Here is a 17,139-nt window from a genome sequence, read left to right as displayed (position 1 = left end):
CTGTTCGCACGTCCAGACGACGGGGAGTCAGTGGTGGCCCGCAGCAGCACGCGCCCGACCAGCCGGGACGTCGCCCAGGCGGCCGGGGTCTCCCAGGCGGCCGTCTCCCTCGTCCTGGGCGACAAATGGCGCGGCCGGGTGTCCGAGACCACCGCCGAGCGCGTCCGCGAGGCCGCGCGCGAGCTGGGCTACCGCCCCAACCTCGCCGCCCGCAACCTCCGCCTGGGCCGCACCCGTACCGTCCTGCTCGTGGTGCCCGCCCTGACGACGGAGTTCTTCGCCGGCGTCTACACCGGCGCCGCGCGCGTGGCGGCCGAACACGGCTTCGGTGTGGTGCTCTACCCCTCCCCCGAGGGCATCGGCCCGGCCCGCGACCCCTTCGCCTCCGCCGAGGGAGCCCTGGACGGCGTCATCGGCTCCTCCATGGCCGCCGACGCCCTCACCGCGATCCGGGGCGACCAGTTGCCCCTGGTCATGCTCGACAGCGACCCGGCGGGCAGCCTGGGCGCCGCGACCGTGAACCTGGACATCGCCGACGGCGTCCGGCAGGTCGCCGCCCACCTGCTGGCCCTCGGCCACCGCCGGGTGCTGCACCTCGCCGCCGACGTGCCCTCCTGGACCTTCGAGGTCCGCGCGAAGGAACTGGCCGCACGCATGGCCGCCGTACCGGGCACCGAGGTCCGGACGGCCCGGGCCCCGATCTCCATCGAGGGCGCGCTCGCCGCCACCGAGGCCGCGCTCACCGCGCCCGGTCCCCGGCCGACGGCGGTGGTCTGCGACGACGACAAGCTCGCCGCCGGCGCCTACAAGGCGCTGCGCCGCCTGGGCCTGCGGATCCCGGACGACATGTCCGTCACCGGCCTGGACGACCTGGCCCTGGCCACCGCGATCGACCCCGAGCTGACGACGGTACGACTGGACGCCGAGCTGTTCGGGGAACGGGGCATGCGGGCCCTGCTGGCGGTCCTGGAGGGCCGGGAACCGGAGGGCGGGGACATACCCGTGGAACTGGTCGTCCGGGGCTCCACGGCGCCGCCACGCGCGTCCACGTGAAAGCCGGGTGCCCCGGCCGGAGGTCCGGCCGGGGCACCCGGCGATACGTGGGGGAGGCGGCTCACTCCTCGTCGGAGTCCTCGGAGCCGTCCGCGCTCTCCGCCTCCGTGCTCGCTCCGTCCGCCGCCAGCAGGCGGGCGAGCTGGCGGCCGACGATGCGCTTGAACTTACGCTTCTGCGGGCGCGTGCGGTCCAGGACGGCCACCTCCAGGCGCTCGGCGGGGATCTCCCGCTCGCTGCCGTTGGTGTCCCGGGACAGGGCCTGCACGGCCAGCTTGAGGGCCTCGGCGAGGCTCATGCCGTCGCGGTGGCGCTGGTCCAGGAAGCTGCTGATCTGCTCGGCGTTGCCGCCCACCGCGACCGAGCCGTGCTCGTCGACGATGGAGCCGTCGTGCGGCAGCCGGTAGATCTGGTCGCCCTCGGGGGTCTCCCCCACCTCGGCCACCACCAGCTCCACCTCGTACGGCTTCTCGGCCGCGGAGGAGAAGATCGTGCCCAGCGTCTGGGCGTAGACGTTGGCCAGGCCGCGGGCGGTGACGTCGTCACGGTCGTACGTGTAGCCGCGCAGGTCGGCGTAGCGGACACCGCCGATGCGCAGGTTCTCGTACTCGTTGTACTTGCCGGCCGCCGCGAAGCCGATCCGGTCGTAGATCTCGCTGAACTTGTGCAGCGCGCGGGACGGGTTCTCGCCAACGAAGACGATGCCGTCGGCGTACTGCAGCACGACCAGGCTGCGGCCACGGGCGATGCCCTTGCGGGCGTACTCCGCCCGGTCGGCCATGGCCTGCTGGGGTGAGACATAGAACGGCGTCGACACCGGTTATCCGTCCCTTTCTGTCATGGTCACTGGATCACCTTGATAAGAACCGGGCCCGCGCTCAGAGCAGGGCGGCCTTGGGGCCGTCGGGCTCCTCCAGGCGCCTCTGGAGCACCGCGCGGGCGATCTCGGAGGCCTCGTCCTCGGTGAGCCGGCGGAAGCCGTCCTCGGTGATCACGGTGATGATCGGGTAGATCCGGCGGGCGACATCGGGACCGCCGGTCGCCGAGTCGTCGTCAGCCGCGTCATAGAGGGCCTGCACCACGAGGGTGGTGGCCTGCTCCTCGGTCAGGTCGTCACGGAACAGCTTCTTCATCGCACCGCGCGCGAAGATCGAGCCGGAGCCCGTCGCCGCGAAGTTGTGCTCCTCGGAACGGCCGCCCGTGACGTCGTAGGAGAAGATGCGCCCCTTCTCGCGGTCCAGGTCGTACCCAGCGAAGAGGGGCACCACGGCCAGGCCCTGCATGGCCATGCCGAGGTTGGATCGGATCATGGTCGACAGCCGGTTCGCCTTGCCCTCCAAGGACAGCTGGGCACCCTCGACCTTCTCGAAGTGCTCCAGCTCCAGCTGGAAGAGCTTGACCATCTCGACGGCCAGGCCAGCGGTGCCGGCGATACCGACGGCCGAGTACTCGTCGGCCGGGAACACCTTCTCGATGTCCCGCTGCGCGATCACGTTGCCCATCGTGGCCCGGCGGTCACCGGCGAGCACCACGCCGCCGGGGAACGTCACGGCCACGATGGTCGTGCCGTGCGGCGCCTCGATCACGCCCTTGGTGGGCGGCAGCTGCCGGTTGCCGGGCAGCAGCTCGGGCTGGTGCTCGGCGAGGAAGTCCATGAACGAAGAGGATCCTGGCGTCAGGAAGGCAGCTGGTAGACGCCCGGTGCCACGAGAGTTGGCTTCCACGAGTTTCCTTCCACGTATACAGCAGCCCGCCGTATGACGTCGGGCCGATCCTTGAACTGCCCCAGCGCTGCGTTGCAGCTGAAGCACAGTACGCCACGGACCCTACCCGTCTCGTGACAGTGATCCACATGAGCGGGCGGAGCCGAAAGACATATGCAGCAGACTCCGCCCTGAGCCGTGACCAACTCGTCCCGCTCGGCTTCGGTGAGGCCGTACTGGCGCTTGAGATGCAGCTCCCGCCCTTGCGCCGCCCGACACGCCTTGCAGCGCGTGGACAACCCGTCGGACGCGGTGGCGTTACGGTGCCACTCGCTGTGCGGCTTGATCTCCCCGCACGTCCGGCAGAGCTTGTGTCCCGCTGGAACGTCCACCTTCTCCCGAACCGGCTTCCCCAAAGCCTCCCGGCGCCGCCGGTAGTGCGCGGCGCCGTATTCCGCCACGCACTCCCGGCAGTCCACCTGGAGGCCGTCACGCCGGTTCCTGTCCCGCGCGAATGCGACCAGAGGCAGGCTTCGCTTGCACTTCCTGCACCGCTTCGCGTCCGCTTCGCCAGCCACCCTTACCCCCCGCCACCTTCAATTCGAAGGTCTAAGGCGCTAGTACCCTTTATTCCCCACCTTTTTGCACGAAGCTCCGCACGAAATCCTCGGCATTTTCCTCGAGTACGTCGTCGATCTCGTCCAGGACCGAGTCCACGTCGTCGCTCAGCTTCTCGTGCCGCTCCTTGAGGTCCTCAGAGGCCTGCGCGTCCTGCGCCTGCTCCTCGACCTCCTCGGTGGAACGTGTGGCCTTCTGCTGGCCGCCGCCCGTGTCCTTGGTTGCCATAACCCTCACCCCGCTCAGTTCGCCTGCCGATCGGTGATGATCAGACCCTACAAGCCGGGTCCGACATCGGCCCCGCAGTTTCTCCAACGTACGGGGGCCACCCGGATGATTCCCGGGCGGTGGGGTTTCCACCCCGGCCGCCCGGGCGCACCGAGTACCCCCCTGGCTCCGCTCACCCGCCGGACAGGACCCTGACCAGGTCTTCCGCGGTACGGCAGCGGTCCAGGAGCTCCTTGACGTGATTTCGCGTTCCGCGTAGCGGTTCCAGGGTTGGAACGCGCTGGAGCGAGTCGCGGCCGGGGAGGTCGAAGATGACCGAGTCCCAGGAGGCGGCCGCGACGTCGTCCGCGTACTGCTCCAGGCAGCGTCCGCGGAAGTACGCGCGCGTGTCCTCCGGCGGCTTCGTACGGGCCCTGTCGACCTCGGACTCGTCCAGGAGCCGCTTGATGCGCCCGCGGGCCACCAGGCGGTTGTACAGGCCCTTCTCGGCGCGTACGTCGGCGTACTGGAGGTCGACCAGGTGCAGCCGGGCCGCGTCCCAGTCCAGGTCGTCGCGGCGGCGGTAGCCCTCCATCAGCTCCCGCTTGGCGACCCAGTCCAGCTCGCCGGCCAGGCTCATCGGGTCGTTCTCCAGCCGGGTGAGGGTGTCCTCCCAGCGGCTGAGGACGTCCTTGGTCTGGGCGTCGGCGTCGGCGCCGAAACGCTCCTCGACGTACTTGCGGGCCAGCTCGAAGTACTCCATCTGCAGCTGGACCGCGGTGAGGGTGCGCCCGCTGCGCAGGGTGACCAGGCGCTTGAGCGACGGGTCGTGCGAGACCTGGTGGAGGGTGCGCACGGGCTGGTCGACGGCGAGGTCCACGGCGATGAAGCCGTCCTCGATCATGGACAGGACCAGGGCGGTCGTGCCCAGCTTGAGGTACGTCGAGATCTCGGAGAGATTCGCGTCGCCGATGATCACGTGCAGCCGGCGGTACTTCTCGGCGTCCGCGTGCGGCTCGTCGCGGGTGTTGATGATCGGCCGCTTGAGCGTGGTCTCCAGGCCGACCTCGACCTCGAAGTAGTCCGCGCGCTGGCTGATCTGGAAGCCGTGCTCGTGCCCGTCCTGGCCGATGCCGACGCGGCCGGCTCCGGCGAAGACCTGGCGGGAGACGAAGAAGGGCGTGAGGTGGCGCACGATGTCCGAGAAGGGGGTCTCCCGCTTCATCAGGTAGTTCTCGTGCGTGCCGTAGGAGGCGCCCTTGTTGTCGGTGTTGTTCTTGTAGAGGTGGATCGGCTGGGCGCCGGGCAGCTGCGCGGCCCGCTCGGCGGCCTCGGCCATGATCCGCTCGCCGGCCTTGTCCCAGAGGACGGCGTCGCGGGGGTTGGTGACCTCGGGCGCGCTGTACTCGGGGTGGGCGTGGTCGACGTAGAGGCGCGCACCGTTGGTGAGGATCACATTGGCCAGGCCGATGTCCTCGTCGGTGAGCTGGCTGGCGTCGGCGGCCTCCCGGGCGAGGTCGAAGCCTCGCGCGTCGCGCAGCGGGTTCTCCTCCTCGAAGTCCCAGCGGGCCCGGCGGGCCCGGTGCATCGCCGCCGCGTAGGCGTTGACGATCTGGGACGAGGTGAGCATGGCATTGGCGTTCGGGTGGCCGGGGACGGAGATCCCGTACTCCGTCTCGATGCCCATTACTCGCCGTACGGTCATGCGGCCCTCCTTGCCCGGCGGCACCCTCGGTCGTGGGCGCCGCTCACATACCGCTGGCGCTCCGGTGCGTGTGCGGTGCCCGTCCCCGCACGGCGCGACTCGGCGGCAGGAACGAGCCTAGAACGCCTTTGCGCTGGTGGGGAGATCATTTGCGTCATTGGCTGCTCCGGTCGTGGCCCGGAAAACAGTCGGCTGCGGGTACCCGCCGAGGGCACCCGCAGCCGCCCTGCCGTTACAGGTACTGACCGGTGTTCGCCACCGTGTCGATGGAGCGTCCGGTGTCCGCGCCCTGCTTTCCGGTGATGAGGGTACGGATGTAGACGATCCGCTCGCCCTTCTTTCCGGAGATCCGGGCCCAGTCGTCCGGGTTCGTGGTGTTGGGCAGGTCCTCGTTCTCCTTGAACTCGTCGACGCAGGCCTGGAGCAGGTGGGAGACGCGGAGGCCCTTCTGGTTCTTCTCCAGGAAGTCCTTGATCGCCATCTTCTTGGCACGGCCCACGATGTTCTCGATCATGGCGCCGGAGTTGAAGTCCTTGAAGTAGAGGACTTCCTTGTCGCCGTTGGCGTACGTGACCTCCAGGAAGCGGTTCTCCTCGGATTCGGCGTACATGTGCTCGACCGCGGTCTGGATCATGCCCTGGACCGTGGCGCCCTTGTCGCCGCCGTGTTCCGCGAGGTCGTCCGCGTGCAGCGGCAGACGCTCGGTGAGGTACTTGCCGAAGATGTCCTTCGCCGCTTCCGCGTCCGGACGCTCGATCTTGATCTTCACGTCGAGCCGGCCGGGGCGCAGGATGGCGGGGTCGATCATGTCCTCGCGGTTGGAGGCGCCGATCACGACCACGTTCTGCAGGCCCTCCACGCCGTCGATCTCGGCGAGCAGCTGCGGGACGATGGTGTTCTCCACGTCCGAGCTGACGCCGGAGCCGCGGGTGCGGAAGAGGGACTCCATCTCGTCGAAGAAGACGATCACGGGGGTGCCCTCGCTGGCCTTCTCACGCGCACGCTGGAAGACGAGGCGGATCTGCCGCTCGGTCTCGCCGACGTACTTGTTGAGCAGCTCGGGGCCCTTGATGTTCAGGAAGAAGCTCTTGCCCGCGGCCTGGCCGGTGACCTCGGCGACCTTCTTGGCCAGCGAGTTCGCCACGGCCTTGGCGATCAGCGTCTTGCCGCAGCCGGGCGGGCCGTAGAGCAGGACGCCCTTGGGCGGGCGCAGCTCGTGCTCCTTGAACAGGTCCGGGTAGAGGTACGGCAGCTCGACCGCGTCGCGGATGGCCTCGATCTGGTTGCCGAGGCCGCCGATCTGCTCGTAGCCGATGTCGGGGACCTCTTCGAGGACCAGTTCCTCGACCTCGCTCTTGGGCACGACCTCGTAGACGTAGCCGGAGCGGGGTTCGAGCAGGAGCGCGTCGCCGGCGCGGATGGTGACGTCCAGCAGCGGCTCGGCGAGCCGTACCACCCGCTCCTCGTCGGTGTGCCCGAGAACCAGGGCGCGCTCGCCGTCCTCAAGGATCTCCTTGAGGGTGACGATGTCGCCGACGCGCTCGAACTCCATGGCCTCGACCACGTTGAGCGCCTCGTTGAGCATGACCTCCTGGCCGCGCCGCAGCTCGTCGAGCTCGACGCTGGGGCTGACGTTCACCCGGAGCTTGCGGCCGCCGGTGAAGATGTCGGCGGTGCCGTCCTCGTTGGCCTGCAGGAAGACACCGAAGCCGGCCGGCGGCTGGGCGAGCCGGTCGACCTCCTCCTTGAGGGCCACGATCTGGTCGCGGGCCTCACGGAGGGTGTTGGCCAGTCGTTCGTTCTGGGCGGACACGCCGGCCAGGTTGGTCTGCAGCTCGACGATCCGCTCTTCGAGAATCCTCGTGTGGCGCGGAGAGTCGGCGAGCTTGCGGCGCAGGACGGCGATCTCCTGCTCAAGGTAGGCGATCTGCCCGGCCGGGTCGTCGGACCCGCGTCCCGGGCGGATGCCGCGGTTCATGTCGTCGTCGTGGGCTGCCACGGTCCTCACCTCCTCCAAGGGGAGCTGGACGCTTCCAGACCCTACCTGGGCTGGTGTCGATTGAAACCCCTAGATCACAAAGACTGTCAAGGTGTGTCGTCGGTCACCCGGTGCACACTTCCTCGCACGGAGGGGATACCCACTCAACGTGAAGGGAAAGCAGCTTGTTCCATGCATGGCGCGGTCGAATCCCTTCATTACTGACCGGAGTTGTCCACGCCCGACCGATGGGCCCGTATACGGGCAGCACACAGAGCGCTCGTACGGTCATCACGCAGAGCGACGGCGCCGGCGGGCGGTGTCACCGCCGTGGCGGCCTGAAGTGATCGATCCGGCCGCCGCGGAACCCCTTTCCCGGTCCGGCGCTGGTACCCGAGCGGGCCGGACCGGAAACCCCGAACCGGTCCCACACGGCAACAAACCGGGCGGAGGTAGGGTCGAGGGTGTTCAACAGCCGCTGGAGCGGACCCGGCTGGCCCTAGGGGTGCCGGGACCGCCCGGCGAACCGACGGCAGGAGAGATGACCGTGCAGCAGGAGGCCCCGGGCGGCGAGGCGCTGGAGGTCTGGATCGACCAGGACCTGTGTACCGGCGACGGGATCTGCGCCCAGTACGCCCCGGAGGTGTTCGAGCTGGACATCGACGGGCTGGCCTATGTGAAGGGCGCGGACGACGAGCTGCTCCAGGCCCCCGGGGCGACCACGCCGGTACCGCTCCCGCTGCTGACCGACGTGGTGGACTCGGCGAAGGAGTGTCCCGGCGAGTGCATCCACGTGCGCCGGGTTTCGGACAAGGTCGAGGTGTACGGGCCCGACGCGGAGTGAGCGCGGTTCAGACGCTCTGGGTCCCGGCCGGGGTGGAACGGAGGAAGGCGCTGCCGTTCCACCGCCACGAGGCCGGGGTCTTCACATCGGGGCAGCAACTGGGCACGGCGTCCGAGGAGTAGCCGAGCAGCGTGGCGGAGACCGCACGCGCGCGAAGCGTGAAGTCGGTGACCGTGAGCCGTTCCTTCGGCTCGACGAGGGTGGCGACCACGCGGGGCTTGCCGCCGTCCGCGGAGCGGGTGAGGACGTAGACCCCGTCGGGCGGGGTGCCCATGGGGGCGTCGCAGTGCACCACCGCGACGGTCTCCGGCCTGCCGTCGCCGTCCAGGTCTCCGGTGGCCTTCTTGGCGACCACCGCCTTCACGGGGCCGCAGTCCAGCGGGAACCGCACACCGGCCGTGCTCGGCGGCGCTACGGCCGCGGCGGCGGACTTGCCCTTGGCGGCGGGGGCGGACTGGGCGGCCGTGGCCGATCCGGGCTGGACGACGGAGGAGAGGGCCACGACACCCGCGACGGCCGTGGCGGTGGCGACCCAGTGGATGGGCCGGGTCTGGGTGTGCGCGAGCTCCGGAACGGCGGATTGCTGCACGAGGAGCGTCTCCTGTGAGGGCTGTGCCGGTGGGATGGGCTGCATGGTGCCACACGTCACAGTGCGCGGGAACGGCGGGGTGCGGGATTCCGGGCCGGATGGTGCGCAAGCCGCACGCGCGCGGGGGAGGCGTCGACGCTGGTGCCGTGTCAACGAAAGGGCGCCGTGGCCGAGTTCCCGGACGCGGTCGGGAACTCGGGCACGGCGCCCTCGCGTTGTATCGGCGTGTGCCCGGTCAGCGTCCGGTGCCGCCGTCGGCGTTCGGTCCGGCGTAGTCCTCGCCGTAGGCGCCCTTTGCGGGGCGGCGGCGGCGCATGGGCGGCTCGACGCCGTCCGCGAGGCGGCGGGCGGTGAGCAGGAAGCCGGTGTGGCCGATCATCCGGTGGTCCGGGCGGACGGCCAGGCCCTCGATGTGCCAGTTGCGGATCATGGTCTCCCAGGCGGTCGGCTCGTTGAAGCAGCCGATCTCCCGGATGGACTCCACGGTCCGGGCGAGCTGGGTGGTGGTGGCCACGTAGCAGCACAGGATGCCGCCCGGGACGAGCGCCTTGGAGACGGCCTCCAGGCACTCCCAGGGGGCGAGCATGTCGAGGATGACGCGGTCGACGTCGGTGTCGGACAGGTTGTCCTGGAGGTCGCCGACGGTGAGCTGCCAGGCGGGGTGCGGGCCGCCGAAGTAGCGCTCCACGTTCTGCCGGGCGATGTCGGCGAAGTCCTCGCGGCGCTCGTAGGAGTGCAGCATGCCCTGGTCGCCGATGGCCCGCAGCAGGAAGCTGCTGAGCGAGCCGGAGCCGACGCCGGCCTCCACGACGCGGGCGCCGGGGAAGATGTCGGCGAAGGCGAGGATCTGCCCCGCGTCCTTCGGGTAGACGACGGCTGCCCCGCGGGGCATGGACAGGACGTAGTCGGGGAGCAGGGGGCGCAGCGCGAGGTAGGCGACGTTGCCGGTGGTCCGGACAACGCTGCCCTCGGGAGCGCCGATCAGTTCGTCGTGCGGGAAGGACCCCTTGTGGGTGTGGAAGTTCTTCCCGGCTTCGAGCGTGAACGTGTAGTGGCGACCCTTGGGGTCGGTCAGCTGTACCTGGTCCCCGACCTTGAAGGGCCCGCGCCTGCGGGCGGCACCGGTCGGTTCGGACATGTGACCAGCGTACCGGTTCCCTGCCGGGGGCTTGACCGACGGAGGGGGTGGGGGGCGAGCGTACGGCGGAACGGTGCGGGCCGGGCGGGGCCGAGCGCGCGGTTCCCCGCGCCCCGTACGGGACGCCCCGGCTCTTGGCGCTGTCAGGCCGGCCTTGCCATGGCCCTGACGAAGGCTCGTTCCACGTCGGCGGCGGACAGGACGCCGTAGATCTCGCCGGTCTCCTCCACCACCAGGTACTCGGTGGCCGGGGTGGCGCGCAGCACGTCCAGCAGTTCTTCGCCGGCCAGCTCGGCGGAGACCCGCATGCCGTCGGTCAGCTCCTGGGCGAGGCCGCTGACGGCCACCCAGGGGCGGCGGTGCTCGGGTACGCCGACGATGGCGGCCTCGCGGACCAGCGACAGCGGGTTGCCGTCGGCGTCGACCACGACCAGGGCGCGGGCCCCGGCGGCGTTGGCGCGGCGCAGCGCCTCGGAGAGCGGGGTGTCGTTCTCCACGGGCACGGCCCGCCGGGTGAGGGCGCGGGCGCGCAGCTCGGGAAGGTGTTCGCGCAGCCGGGCCATGCGCAGGCTGTTGCCGGCGCCGGTCCAGATGATCGCGGCGAGGATGGCGGCGAGCAGGGCGTCGGTGACGGTGTCCATGCCGCCCACGTCCTCGCCGCTGCCGCCGAGGGCGCCGGACTGGTTGAGCAGGGGCAGGCCGATCAGGACGGAGACGGCCAGGGCGCGGCCGACCCAGGCGGCGGCGACCGTGCCGGTCATCGGCTTGCCGCTGATCTTCCAGACGACGGCGCGGAGCATGCGGCCGCCGTCGAGCGGGAGGCCGGGGAGGAGGTTGAAGATCGCCACGATGAGGTTGGAGACCATCAGCCCGGCCAGCAGGACACCGGGCACGGTGCCGGGCTCGACGGGCTTCATGGCCAGGTAGAACAGGCCGGCCAGGGCGAGGGAGAGCAGCGGGCCGACGAAGGCCAGCACGAATTCCCGGCCCGGGGTCTCGGCCTCCTTCTCGATCTCCGAGACGCCGCCGAAGAACTGGAGCTGGATGCGGCGGACCGGGAGCTTGAAACGGATCGCGGCGACCGTGTGGGCCAGCTCGTGGACCAGGACGGAGGCGTAGAAGGCGACCGCGAAGAAGAGGGAGACCAGGTAGCGGGCGGCGCCCAGCTCTGGCAGCACACGGTCGAGCTGTCCGCCGAAGACCCAGGTGATCAGCGCGGCGACGAGGAACCAGCTCGGTGCGACGTAGACGGGCACACCGAAGGGGCGGCCCATGAGAATACCGCCGCCGGGCTCCTTGGGCCGCGGCTCGGGCGGCTCGCCCTTGGCGATGCCGGAATGGGCGAGGGAACGGTGCTCGGGGGCGGCGGCGTGGTGCGTGGGGGCCGGGACCGGGTCGTGCCGGGGGGTGTCGGCCGGGGCTCGGTGGTCCGGGTCGGGCGGGACGGGGGCACCGGGCGCGCTGCCCGCCGTGTCGTTGGTGCTGCCGCTCGTACGGTCGTCCGTGCTGTTTCCGCCGCCCGTAGGGCCCGTGCCGGTCCTGCCCGCCGTGGCCTCTTCCGTCGGCCGGTCGGTGGCGCCGTTCCGTCCGGTGGGCGTCGCCGGCGGCTCCTCGGTGCCGTTCTCGGCTCGGTCGGCGGGGCGCGGGGGTCCGGGCTCCGGGCCTGGAGGGCCGGTGGGTCCGGTCGCCGGGGCCGTAGGGTCAGCGGAGTGCTCGGCCGGCTCGTCGTTGCCGGACCGCGGCTGCCCGCTCCCGCCGCTCACGTCCACGGTGTCCCCTCGTTCGAAGCGTCTTCCGCACCTGCCGGACGGAAGGGTCTGCTGTCGATGGTATGCGGCCGTGGTGGCACGTTCGCCCCGGCACCCCCTGAGTTCCCCCGGGGGTCGCGCGGTCGGCGCGGACGGCGGCTGGGTCACTGTCAGTGGTGGGCCGTAAGGTCTGTGGACATGGACAGCAGCATCGACGAGGCGGCGGCCCAGCCGGGCGGCGCCGTACAGACGCCCCCGGCCACCCCACCCCGGACGCCGGACCCCGCGATGCCTGCGGCCACGGAACCGGCCGGGGAAGCGGCGCCACCGACGGCCCCGGTCCCGCCCCCGGCCGCGGACGGCGCGGGCGAGGAGCGGAGCGCCGTCGCGCCGACCTCCTTGTCGCCCTCCCGGGCCAGTGACTTCATGCAGTGCCCGTTGCTGTACCGGTTCCGGGTGATCGACCGGCTGCCGGAGAAGCCGAGCGAGGCGGCCACCCGGGGCACGCTGGTGCACGCCGTGCTGGAGCGGCTGTTCGACGCGCCCGCCGCAGAGCGGACCGCGCCGCGCGCCAAGGCGCTGATCCCGGGGCAGTGGGACCGGCTGCGCGAGAGCCGCCCGGAGGTGACCGAGCTGTTCGCCGACGACCCCGAGGGGGAGCGGCTGGCCGGGTGGCTCGCCGAGGCGGAGCGGCTCGTGGAGCGCTGGTTCACGCTGGAGGACCCGACGCGGCTGGAGCCGGCCGAGCGCGAGCTGTTCGTGGAGGCCGAGCTGGAGTCGGGGCTGCGGCTGCGCGGCATCATCGACCGGGTGGACGTGGCGCCGACCGGCGAGGTGCGGATCGTCGACTACAAGACGGGCAAGGCCCCCCGCGCCGAGTACGCCGAGGGCGCGCTGTTCCAGATGAAGTTCTACGCCCTGGTGGTGTGGCGGCTGAAGCGGGTCGTTCCGCGCCGGCTCCAGCTCGTCTACCTCGGCAGCGGGGACGTGCTGACGTACGACCCCGTCCTCGCCGACCTGGAGCGGGTGGAGCGCAAGCTGCACGCGCTGTGGGAGGCCATCAAGCAGGCCACGGAGACCGGGAACTGGCGGCCCCGGCCCACCAGGCTGTGCGGCTGGTGCGACCACCAGGCGCACTGCCCGGAGTTCGGCGGCACTCCCCCGCCCTACCCGCTGCCGGTCACAGCGCCCGGGTCCGGGACCGGGTGAACCCGGAAACCCGGGCAGGGCAGAATGGGGCCGGACTAGCGAAGGAGTGTCACGTGGCCATCCGCGTCCTACTGGTCGACGACCAGCCCCTGCTGCGTACGGGTTTCCGGATGATCCTGGAGGCCGAGCAGGACCTCGCGGTCGTCGGCGAGGCCGGTGACGGCCTGCAGGCCCTCGACCAGGTGCGCGCACTCCAGCCGGACGTGGTGCTCATGGACATCCGGATGCCGCGGATGGACGGCGTGGAGGCCACCCGGCAGATCACCGGGCCCGGCCGGGACGGTCCGGCCAAGGTGCTGGTGCTGACCACGTTCGACCTGGACGAGTACGTGGTGGAGGCGCTGCGCGCGGGGGCCAGCGGCTTCCTGCTCAAGGACGCGCCCGCCGACGAACTGGTGCAGGCGATCCGGGTGGTCGCGGCCGGCGAGGCCATGCTCGCGCCGAGCATCACCCGGCGGCTGCTCGACAAGTACGCCACGCATCTGCCGTCCGGCGAGGAGCCGGTGCCGGACACCCTGCACACCCTCACCGACCGCGAGGTGGAGGTGCTGAAGCTGGTGGCGCGCGGGCTGTCCAACGCCGAGATCGCGGCCGATCTGTTCGTCAGCGAGACGACGGTGAAGACGCATGTGGGCCATGTGCTCACCAAACTGGGCCTCAGGGACCGGGTGCAGGCCGCGGTGTACGCGTACGAGAGCGGTCTGGTGCGCCCCGGCGCACAGTAGGCCGGCAGGGCGGTACGACGGCGAAGGGCGCCCTCCCGCGCGGGGAAGGCGCCCTTGCCGTACCGGGCGTCAGCCCTTGCTGAGTTCCCAGAACCGGAACACCGTCGAGGCGTCCAGGCAGTACTCCAGGCCGTACACGCCGTCGCGGACGACCGCGTACTGCTTGGCCTGCCAGACCGGCAGGACGGGCAGTTCGTCGGCGACGATGTCCTGGAGCCTCCCGAAGTCCTGGTCGGTCGCCGAGCGGTCGCTCTGCGCGGCGGTGGCGGGGAGGAGGGACGTGGTGATGGCGCGGTTGCCGTAGTTGTTGCCCAGCACGTTGCCCTCGCCGAAGAACGGGGCCGTGAAGTTGTCGGCGTCCGGGTAGTCCGGCACCCAGCCCTTCACGTACACGCCGTACTTGCCGGCGGCGATGTCCTTCTCGTACTGCTCGAAGGGGACGGACTGCACGTCGGCGTCGAACAGGCCGCTGCCGTTGAGCTGGCCGGCGACGGCCTTCAGCTCGTCGTCGGTGGCGGGGCCGTAACGGGACGGCGTGGACCACAGGGTGAGCCTGACCTTGCCGGTGATGCCGTCGGCGCGCAGCGCGGCGGCGGCCTTGTCCTCGGAGGGGCGGGCGCCGTAGGTGTCGAAGAACGCGGTGTTGTGGCCCGCGATGCCTGCCGGGATGATCGAGTACAGCGGGGTGGCGGTGCCGTCGTACACGTCCTTGATGAGGGCGTCGCGGTCGAGGAGGTAGGCGATGGCCTTGCGGACGCCGAGCTTGCCGGCCACCGGGTCCTTCATGTTGAAGACCAGGTGCTGGACCTCGGCGCTGGTGCCCTCGATGACGTCGACGCCCTTGCTGTCGGCCCCCTGGTCGAGGTCGGCGATGTCGGACGCGGCCAGGCCTCGGTAGGCGATGTCGATGTCGCCGTCGAGGAGGGCCTTGCGGAGGGCGGTCCGGTCGCCGTGGAAGAACTTCAGGGTGACGCCGGAGTTCCTGACCTCGGCGGTGCCCTTGTAGTTGTCGTTGACCGAGAAGACCGCCTGGTCCTTGTCGAAGGAGTCCAGCTTGTAGGGGCCGGAGCCGACGGCCTGGTGGTCGGTGCGCAGGCCGTTCGCGTCGTACTGGCGGTGGTCCACGATGGAGCCGGCGCCAGAGGCGATCTTGCTGGGGAAGGTGGCGTCGGGCACCTTCAGACGGAAGACGGCCGTTCTCGCGTCCGGTGTCTCGACCTTGTCGAGCATCGGGAACATGATGGCCGGACCGGCGGGGTCGTCGATCTTCAGCATGCGGTCGAAGGAAAACTTCACGTCCTCGGAGGTGAGGGCGTCACCGTTGCTGAACTTCAGGCCGTCCTTCAGCTCGCACTTGTAGACCATGGCCCGGTCGTCGGTGAAGGCGCACTGCTTCGCCAGTTCGGGCTGGGGTTCGGTCGCGCCCTTGGGGAAGCCGAGCAGCGACTGGAAGACGTTGTTGAACAACAGCCAGGAGCCGGGGTCATAGCCGGATGCCGGGTCCGTGGTGAGGACGTCGTCGGACATCCCCATCACCACGGAGGAGCCGGTGCCCCCGGAATCACCGGTCTCGGAGCCGCAGCCGGTCAACAGGCCGGAGGCCAGCCCCGCCACGATGGGCAGAACTGGCCACTGGTTGCGCATGTTCACGTGCGATGTGCCTTGTCGTCGGTTCGTCAGCCCGGGGCCGCCGTCCCTGGTCCCGGGCCCCGGGGCCGTGTCGTCCTGGGCCCCGGGTACGGAGAGCCGTCAGCCGCTCACACCGCGGCCGAGCTCCCACAGCTGAAGCGTCGAGGAGGAGTTGAGGGCGTAGGCCACGCCCGTGACGTCGTCCCGTGCGGCGACGTACTGCTTGCCCTGCCACAGCGGCAGGACCGGGACGTCCTCGGCGACGATGTCCTGGATCTCGTTCAGGCTCTTGGAGGCGCTGAGCCGGTCGGCCTCGCGGCGGGACTCCGGGATCAGCGTGCGCTGGATGGTGCCGTTGCTGTACGGCGAGCCGAGAGTGTTGTCCTTGTCGAGGAAGGGCGCGAGGAAGCTGTCGGCGTCCGGGAAGTCCGGGAACCAGCCCATGCCGTAGACGTCGTACTGGCCCTTCTGCTCCGCGGGCCGGAAGGTCTCCCAGGGGTGTCCCTGGATGGAGACGTCGAACAGGCCGCTGTCGTTGAGCTGCTTCTGCAGCACCTCGAACTCCTGCTTGGTGGCCGAGCCGTAGTGGTCGGTGGTGTAGTGCAGGGTCAGCTTCACCGGGGCGGTGATGCCGGCCTTGGTGAGCAGCGACTTGGCCTTGTCGAGGCTGGGGTTGCCGTACTTGTTGAAGAACGAGTTGGAATGGCCGGTGACGGTGGCCGGGACCAGCGAGTACAGCGGCTCGGCCTGGGTGCCGTAGACCTTGGAGACCAGCTCGCCGCGGTTGATGAGCTGGGCCATGGCCTGGCGCACGGCCTTGGACTTGACGCTGGAGGCGTCGGTGTTGAAGGCCAGGTAGCGGATCTCCAGGCCGGGCATGTCGACCAGGTCGACGTTCTCGTCGGTGCCGGCGTCCAGCTTCTGGATCTGCGCGGGCGACATGGTGCGGGTCATGACGTCGATGTCACCCTTGTCGATCGCGGCGCCCATGGCGTCGGCGTCGGCGAAGGAGCGCAGCTCGACCTTGTCGTTGTTGACCGTCACGCCGCCCTTGTAGGAGGGGTTCTTGGTGAAGGTCGCGTTGACGATCGCGTTGTCCTTGACCTCGGCCTTGAAGGTGTACGGGCCGGAGCCGTCGATCTCGAAGCCGTCCCGGAGCTTGTCCTTCGGGTAGTCCTTCGGGTTGACGATGCCGGCGACCGGGGTGGACAGCTTGTACGGGAAGGTGGCGTCGGCCGTCTTCAGGTGGAAGATGACCTGGCGCTCGCCCTGCGTCTCGACGGTGTCGATGGTGTTCAGCAGGGCGGCGGGACCGCCGGCGACGTTGATGCGCAGCGCGCGCTCGATGGAGTACTTCACGTCCTCGGCGGTGACCGGGTCGCCGTTCGCGAACTTCAGGCCCTCCCTTAGCTTGCAGGCGTAGCGCTCGCTGCCGCTGTCGGTGAAGGAGCAGCTCTCGGCGGCGTCCGGGACGGGGTCGCCCTCGCCCTTGGGCTGGGCCATCAGGGTCTGCACGGACTGGCGCAGGATGTTCCAGGTGCCGACGTCGTAGGCGTAGGCCGGGTCGAGGGGCGCCGGGGCTTCCTTGGTGGCCGTGAACTGGTCCGTGGTACCGACGACGATGGCGTCACCGCTCTTGCTCCCGCTGTCGGATCCGCCGCACGCGGCGAGAACCGGGGTGAGCAGGCCGGCCACCGCCGGCAGCACCAAAGTCTTGCGGTTCATGCGGGAGTTTCTCCAGAGCTGTTCGGGTCCGTGTATCCGGCATGCAGGGGTGACGCGGCGGATCACGGGGGTTCTCGGCGATGTTCTCGCGATGAGATTAGTCCGCGCCCGCAGCCGGGTTCACAGCCGCGTGAGCTGACCCCCCATCACGCAGTGGAACCGGCCGCGGACAGACCGAAAACCCGACAGCGGCAGGATTAGTGCAGCTTCCCATCAATCGGGACACAAGGTCGTGCGGAAACACCCCGGCCGGGGCCGGTCAGCACAC

The 17,139-nt window shown here is 70.3% G+C and carries 15 protein-coding genes; 4 read left to right on the top strand and 11 right to left on the bottom strand.

Annotated elements, in window-relative coordinates; translation table 11 throughout:
* Positions 1 to 33: 33 nt before the first annotated feature.
* Positions 34 to 1,053, top strand: a complete 1,020-nt coding sequence (locus tag AB0L21_RS20285) for a LacI family DNA-binding transcriptional regulator (protein ID WP_365703887.1) — start codon at positions 34 to 36, stop codon at positions 1,051 to 1,053.
* Between the two features lie 61 nt (positions 1,054 to 1,114).
* On the opposite strand, the gene prcA is transcribed toward AB0L21_RS20285, so the two are convergent.
* The 6 genes from prcA to arc form a co-directional block, all read right to left on the bottom strand.
* Positions 1,115 to 1,870, bottom strand: a complete 756-nt coding sequence (gene prcA, locus AB0L21_RS20280; protein ID WP_365703885.1) for a proteasome subunit alpha — start codon at positions 1,868 to 1,870, stop codon at positions 1,115 to 1,117.
* A 61-nt stretch (positions 1,871 to 1,931) separates the two neighbouring features.
* Positions 1,932 to 2,777 (bottom strand): proteasome subunit beta, encoded by an 846-nt coding sequence (gene prcB / locus AB0L21_RS20275; RefSeq protein WP_365703883.1) that lies wholly within the window; start codon positions 2,775 to 2,777, stop codon positions 1,932 to 1,934.
* Positions 2,729 to 3,334 (bottom strand): endonuclease VII domain-containing protein, encoded by a 606-nt coding sequence (locus tag AB0L21_RS20270; protein WP_365703881.1) that lies wholly within the window; start codon positions 3,332 to 3,334, stop codon positions 2,729 to 2,731. The genes prcB and AB0L21_RS20270 overlap by 49 nt, the downstream gene beginning before the upstream one ends.
* Before the next feature lie 49 nt (positions 3,335 to 3,383).
* Positions 3,384 to 3,602 carry a ubiquitin-like protein Pup gene (locus AB0L21_RS20265; protein WP_020939002.1) on the bottom strand — a complete coding sequence of 73 codons (219 nt, stop codon included), beginning with the start codon at positions 3,600 to 3,602 and terminating at the stop codon, positions 3,384 to 3,386.
* Positions 3,603 to 3,774: 172 nt separating this feature from the next.
* Positions 3,775 to 5,286 (bottom strand): depupylase/deamidase Dop, encoded by a 1,512-nt coding sequence (gene dop / locus AB0L21_RS20260; RefSeq protein ID WP_365703879.1) that lies wholly within the window; start codon positions 5,284 to 5,286, stop codon positions 3,775 to 3,777.
* A gap of 232 nt (positions 5,287 to 5,518) precedes the next feature.
* Positions 5,519 to 7,285 (bottom strand): proteasome ATPase, encoded by a 1,767-nt coding sequence (gene arc, locus AB0L21_RS20255; RefSeq protein ID WP_365703877.1) that lies wholly within the window; start codon positions 7,283 to 7,285, stop codon positions 5,519 to 5,521.
* A 520-nt stretch (positions 7,286 to 7,805) separates the two neighbouring features.
* Between arc and AB0L21_RS20250 the strand changes: the two genes are divergently transcribed.
* A complete protein-coding gene (locus tag AB0L21_RS20250; RefSeq protein ID WP_041665048.1) occupies positions 7,806 to 8,108 on the top strand; it encodes a ferredoxin in 303 nt (100 codons plus the stop codon).
* A 7-nt stretch (positions 8,109 to 8,115) separates the two neighbouring features.
* Here AB0L21_RS20250 and AB0L21_RS20245 read toward each other — a convergent pair whose 3' ends face one another.
* The 3 genes from AB0L21_RS20245 to AB0L21_RS20235 form a co-directional block, all read right to left on the bottom strand.
* The gene (locus AB0L21_RS20245; protein ID WP_365703875.1) at positions 8,116 to 8,697 is read right to left on the bottom strand and encodes a hypothetical protein; all 582 of its coding nucleotides are present in this window, start codon (positions 8,695 to 8,697) and stop codon (positions 8,116 to 8,118) included.
* 235 nt (positions 8,698 to 8,932) lie between these two features.
* Positions 8,933 to 9,835: a tRNA (adenine-N1)-methyltransferase gene (locus AB0L21_RS20240; RefSeq protein WP_061921269.1), complete on the bottom strand. Its 903-nt coding sequence runs from the start codon at positions 9,833 to 9,835 to the stop codon at positions 8,933 to 8,935.
* Between the two features lie 143 nt (positions 9,836 to 9,978).
* Positions 9,979 to 11,604, bottom strand: coding sequence for a site-2 protease family protein (locus AB0L21_RS20235; RefSeq protein ID WP_365785452.1), 1,626 nt, complete (start codon positions 11,602 to 11,604; stop codon positions 9,979 to 9,981).
* A 177-nt stretch (positions 11,605 to 11,781) separates the two neighbouring features.
* Here AB0L21_RS20235 and AB0L21_RS20230 point away from each other — a divergent pair, with 177 nt between their 5' ends.
* Complete coding sequence (locus AB0L21_RS20230; RefSeq protein WP_365703871.1) at positions 11,782 to 12,792, top strand: RecB family exonuclease; 1,011 nt, start codon at positions 11,782 to 11,784, stop codon at positions 12,790 to 12,792.
* A gap of 53 nt (positions 12,793 to 12,845) precedes the next feature.
* A complete protein-coding gene (locus tag AB0L21_RS20225) occupies positions 12,846 to 13,517 on the top strand; it encodes a response regulator transcription factor (RefSeq protein ID WP_365703869.1) in 672 nt (223 codons plus the stop codon).
* A 69-nt stretch (positions 13,518 to 13,586) separates the two neighbouring features.
* Here AB0L21_RS20225 and AB0L21_RS20220 read toward each other — a convergent pair whose 3' ends face one another.
* Positions 13,587 to 15,167 carry an ABC transporter substrate-binding protein gene (locus tag AB0L21_RS20220; protein WP_365785450.1) on the bottom strand — a complete coding sequence of 527 codons (1,581 nt, stop codon included), beginning with the start codon at positions 15,165 to 15,167 and terminating at the stop codon, positions 13,587 to 13,589.
* 99 nt (positions 15,168 to 15,266) lie between these two features.
* Entirely contained in the window at positions 15,267 to 16,871 is a 1,605-nt protein-coding gene (locus AB0L21_RS20215) for an ABC transporter substrate-binding protein (protein ID WP_365703865.1), read from the bottom strand.
* Between the last annotated feature and the right edge of the window lie 268 nt (positions 16,872 to 17,139).

This window comes from Streptomyces sp. NPDC052721, assembly GCF_040678315.1.
In the GTDB taxonomy this organism is placed as follows: domain Bacteria; phylum Actinomycetota; class Actinomycetes; order Streptomycetales; family Streptomycetaceae; genus Streptomyces.
Note: the sequence above shows the minus strand (reverse complement) of the source record. Positions and strands in the feature narration are given on the sequence as shown.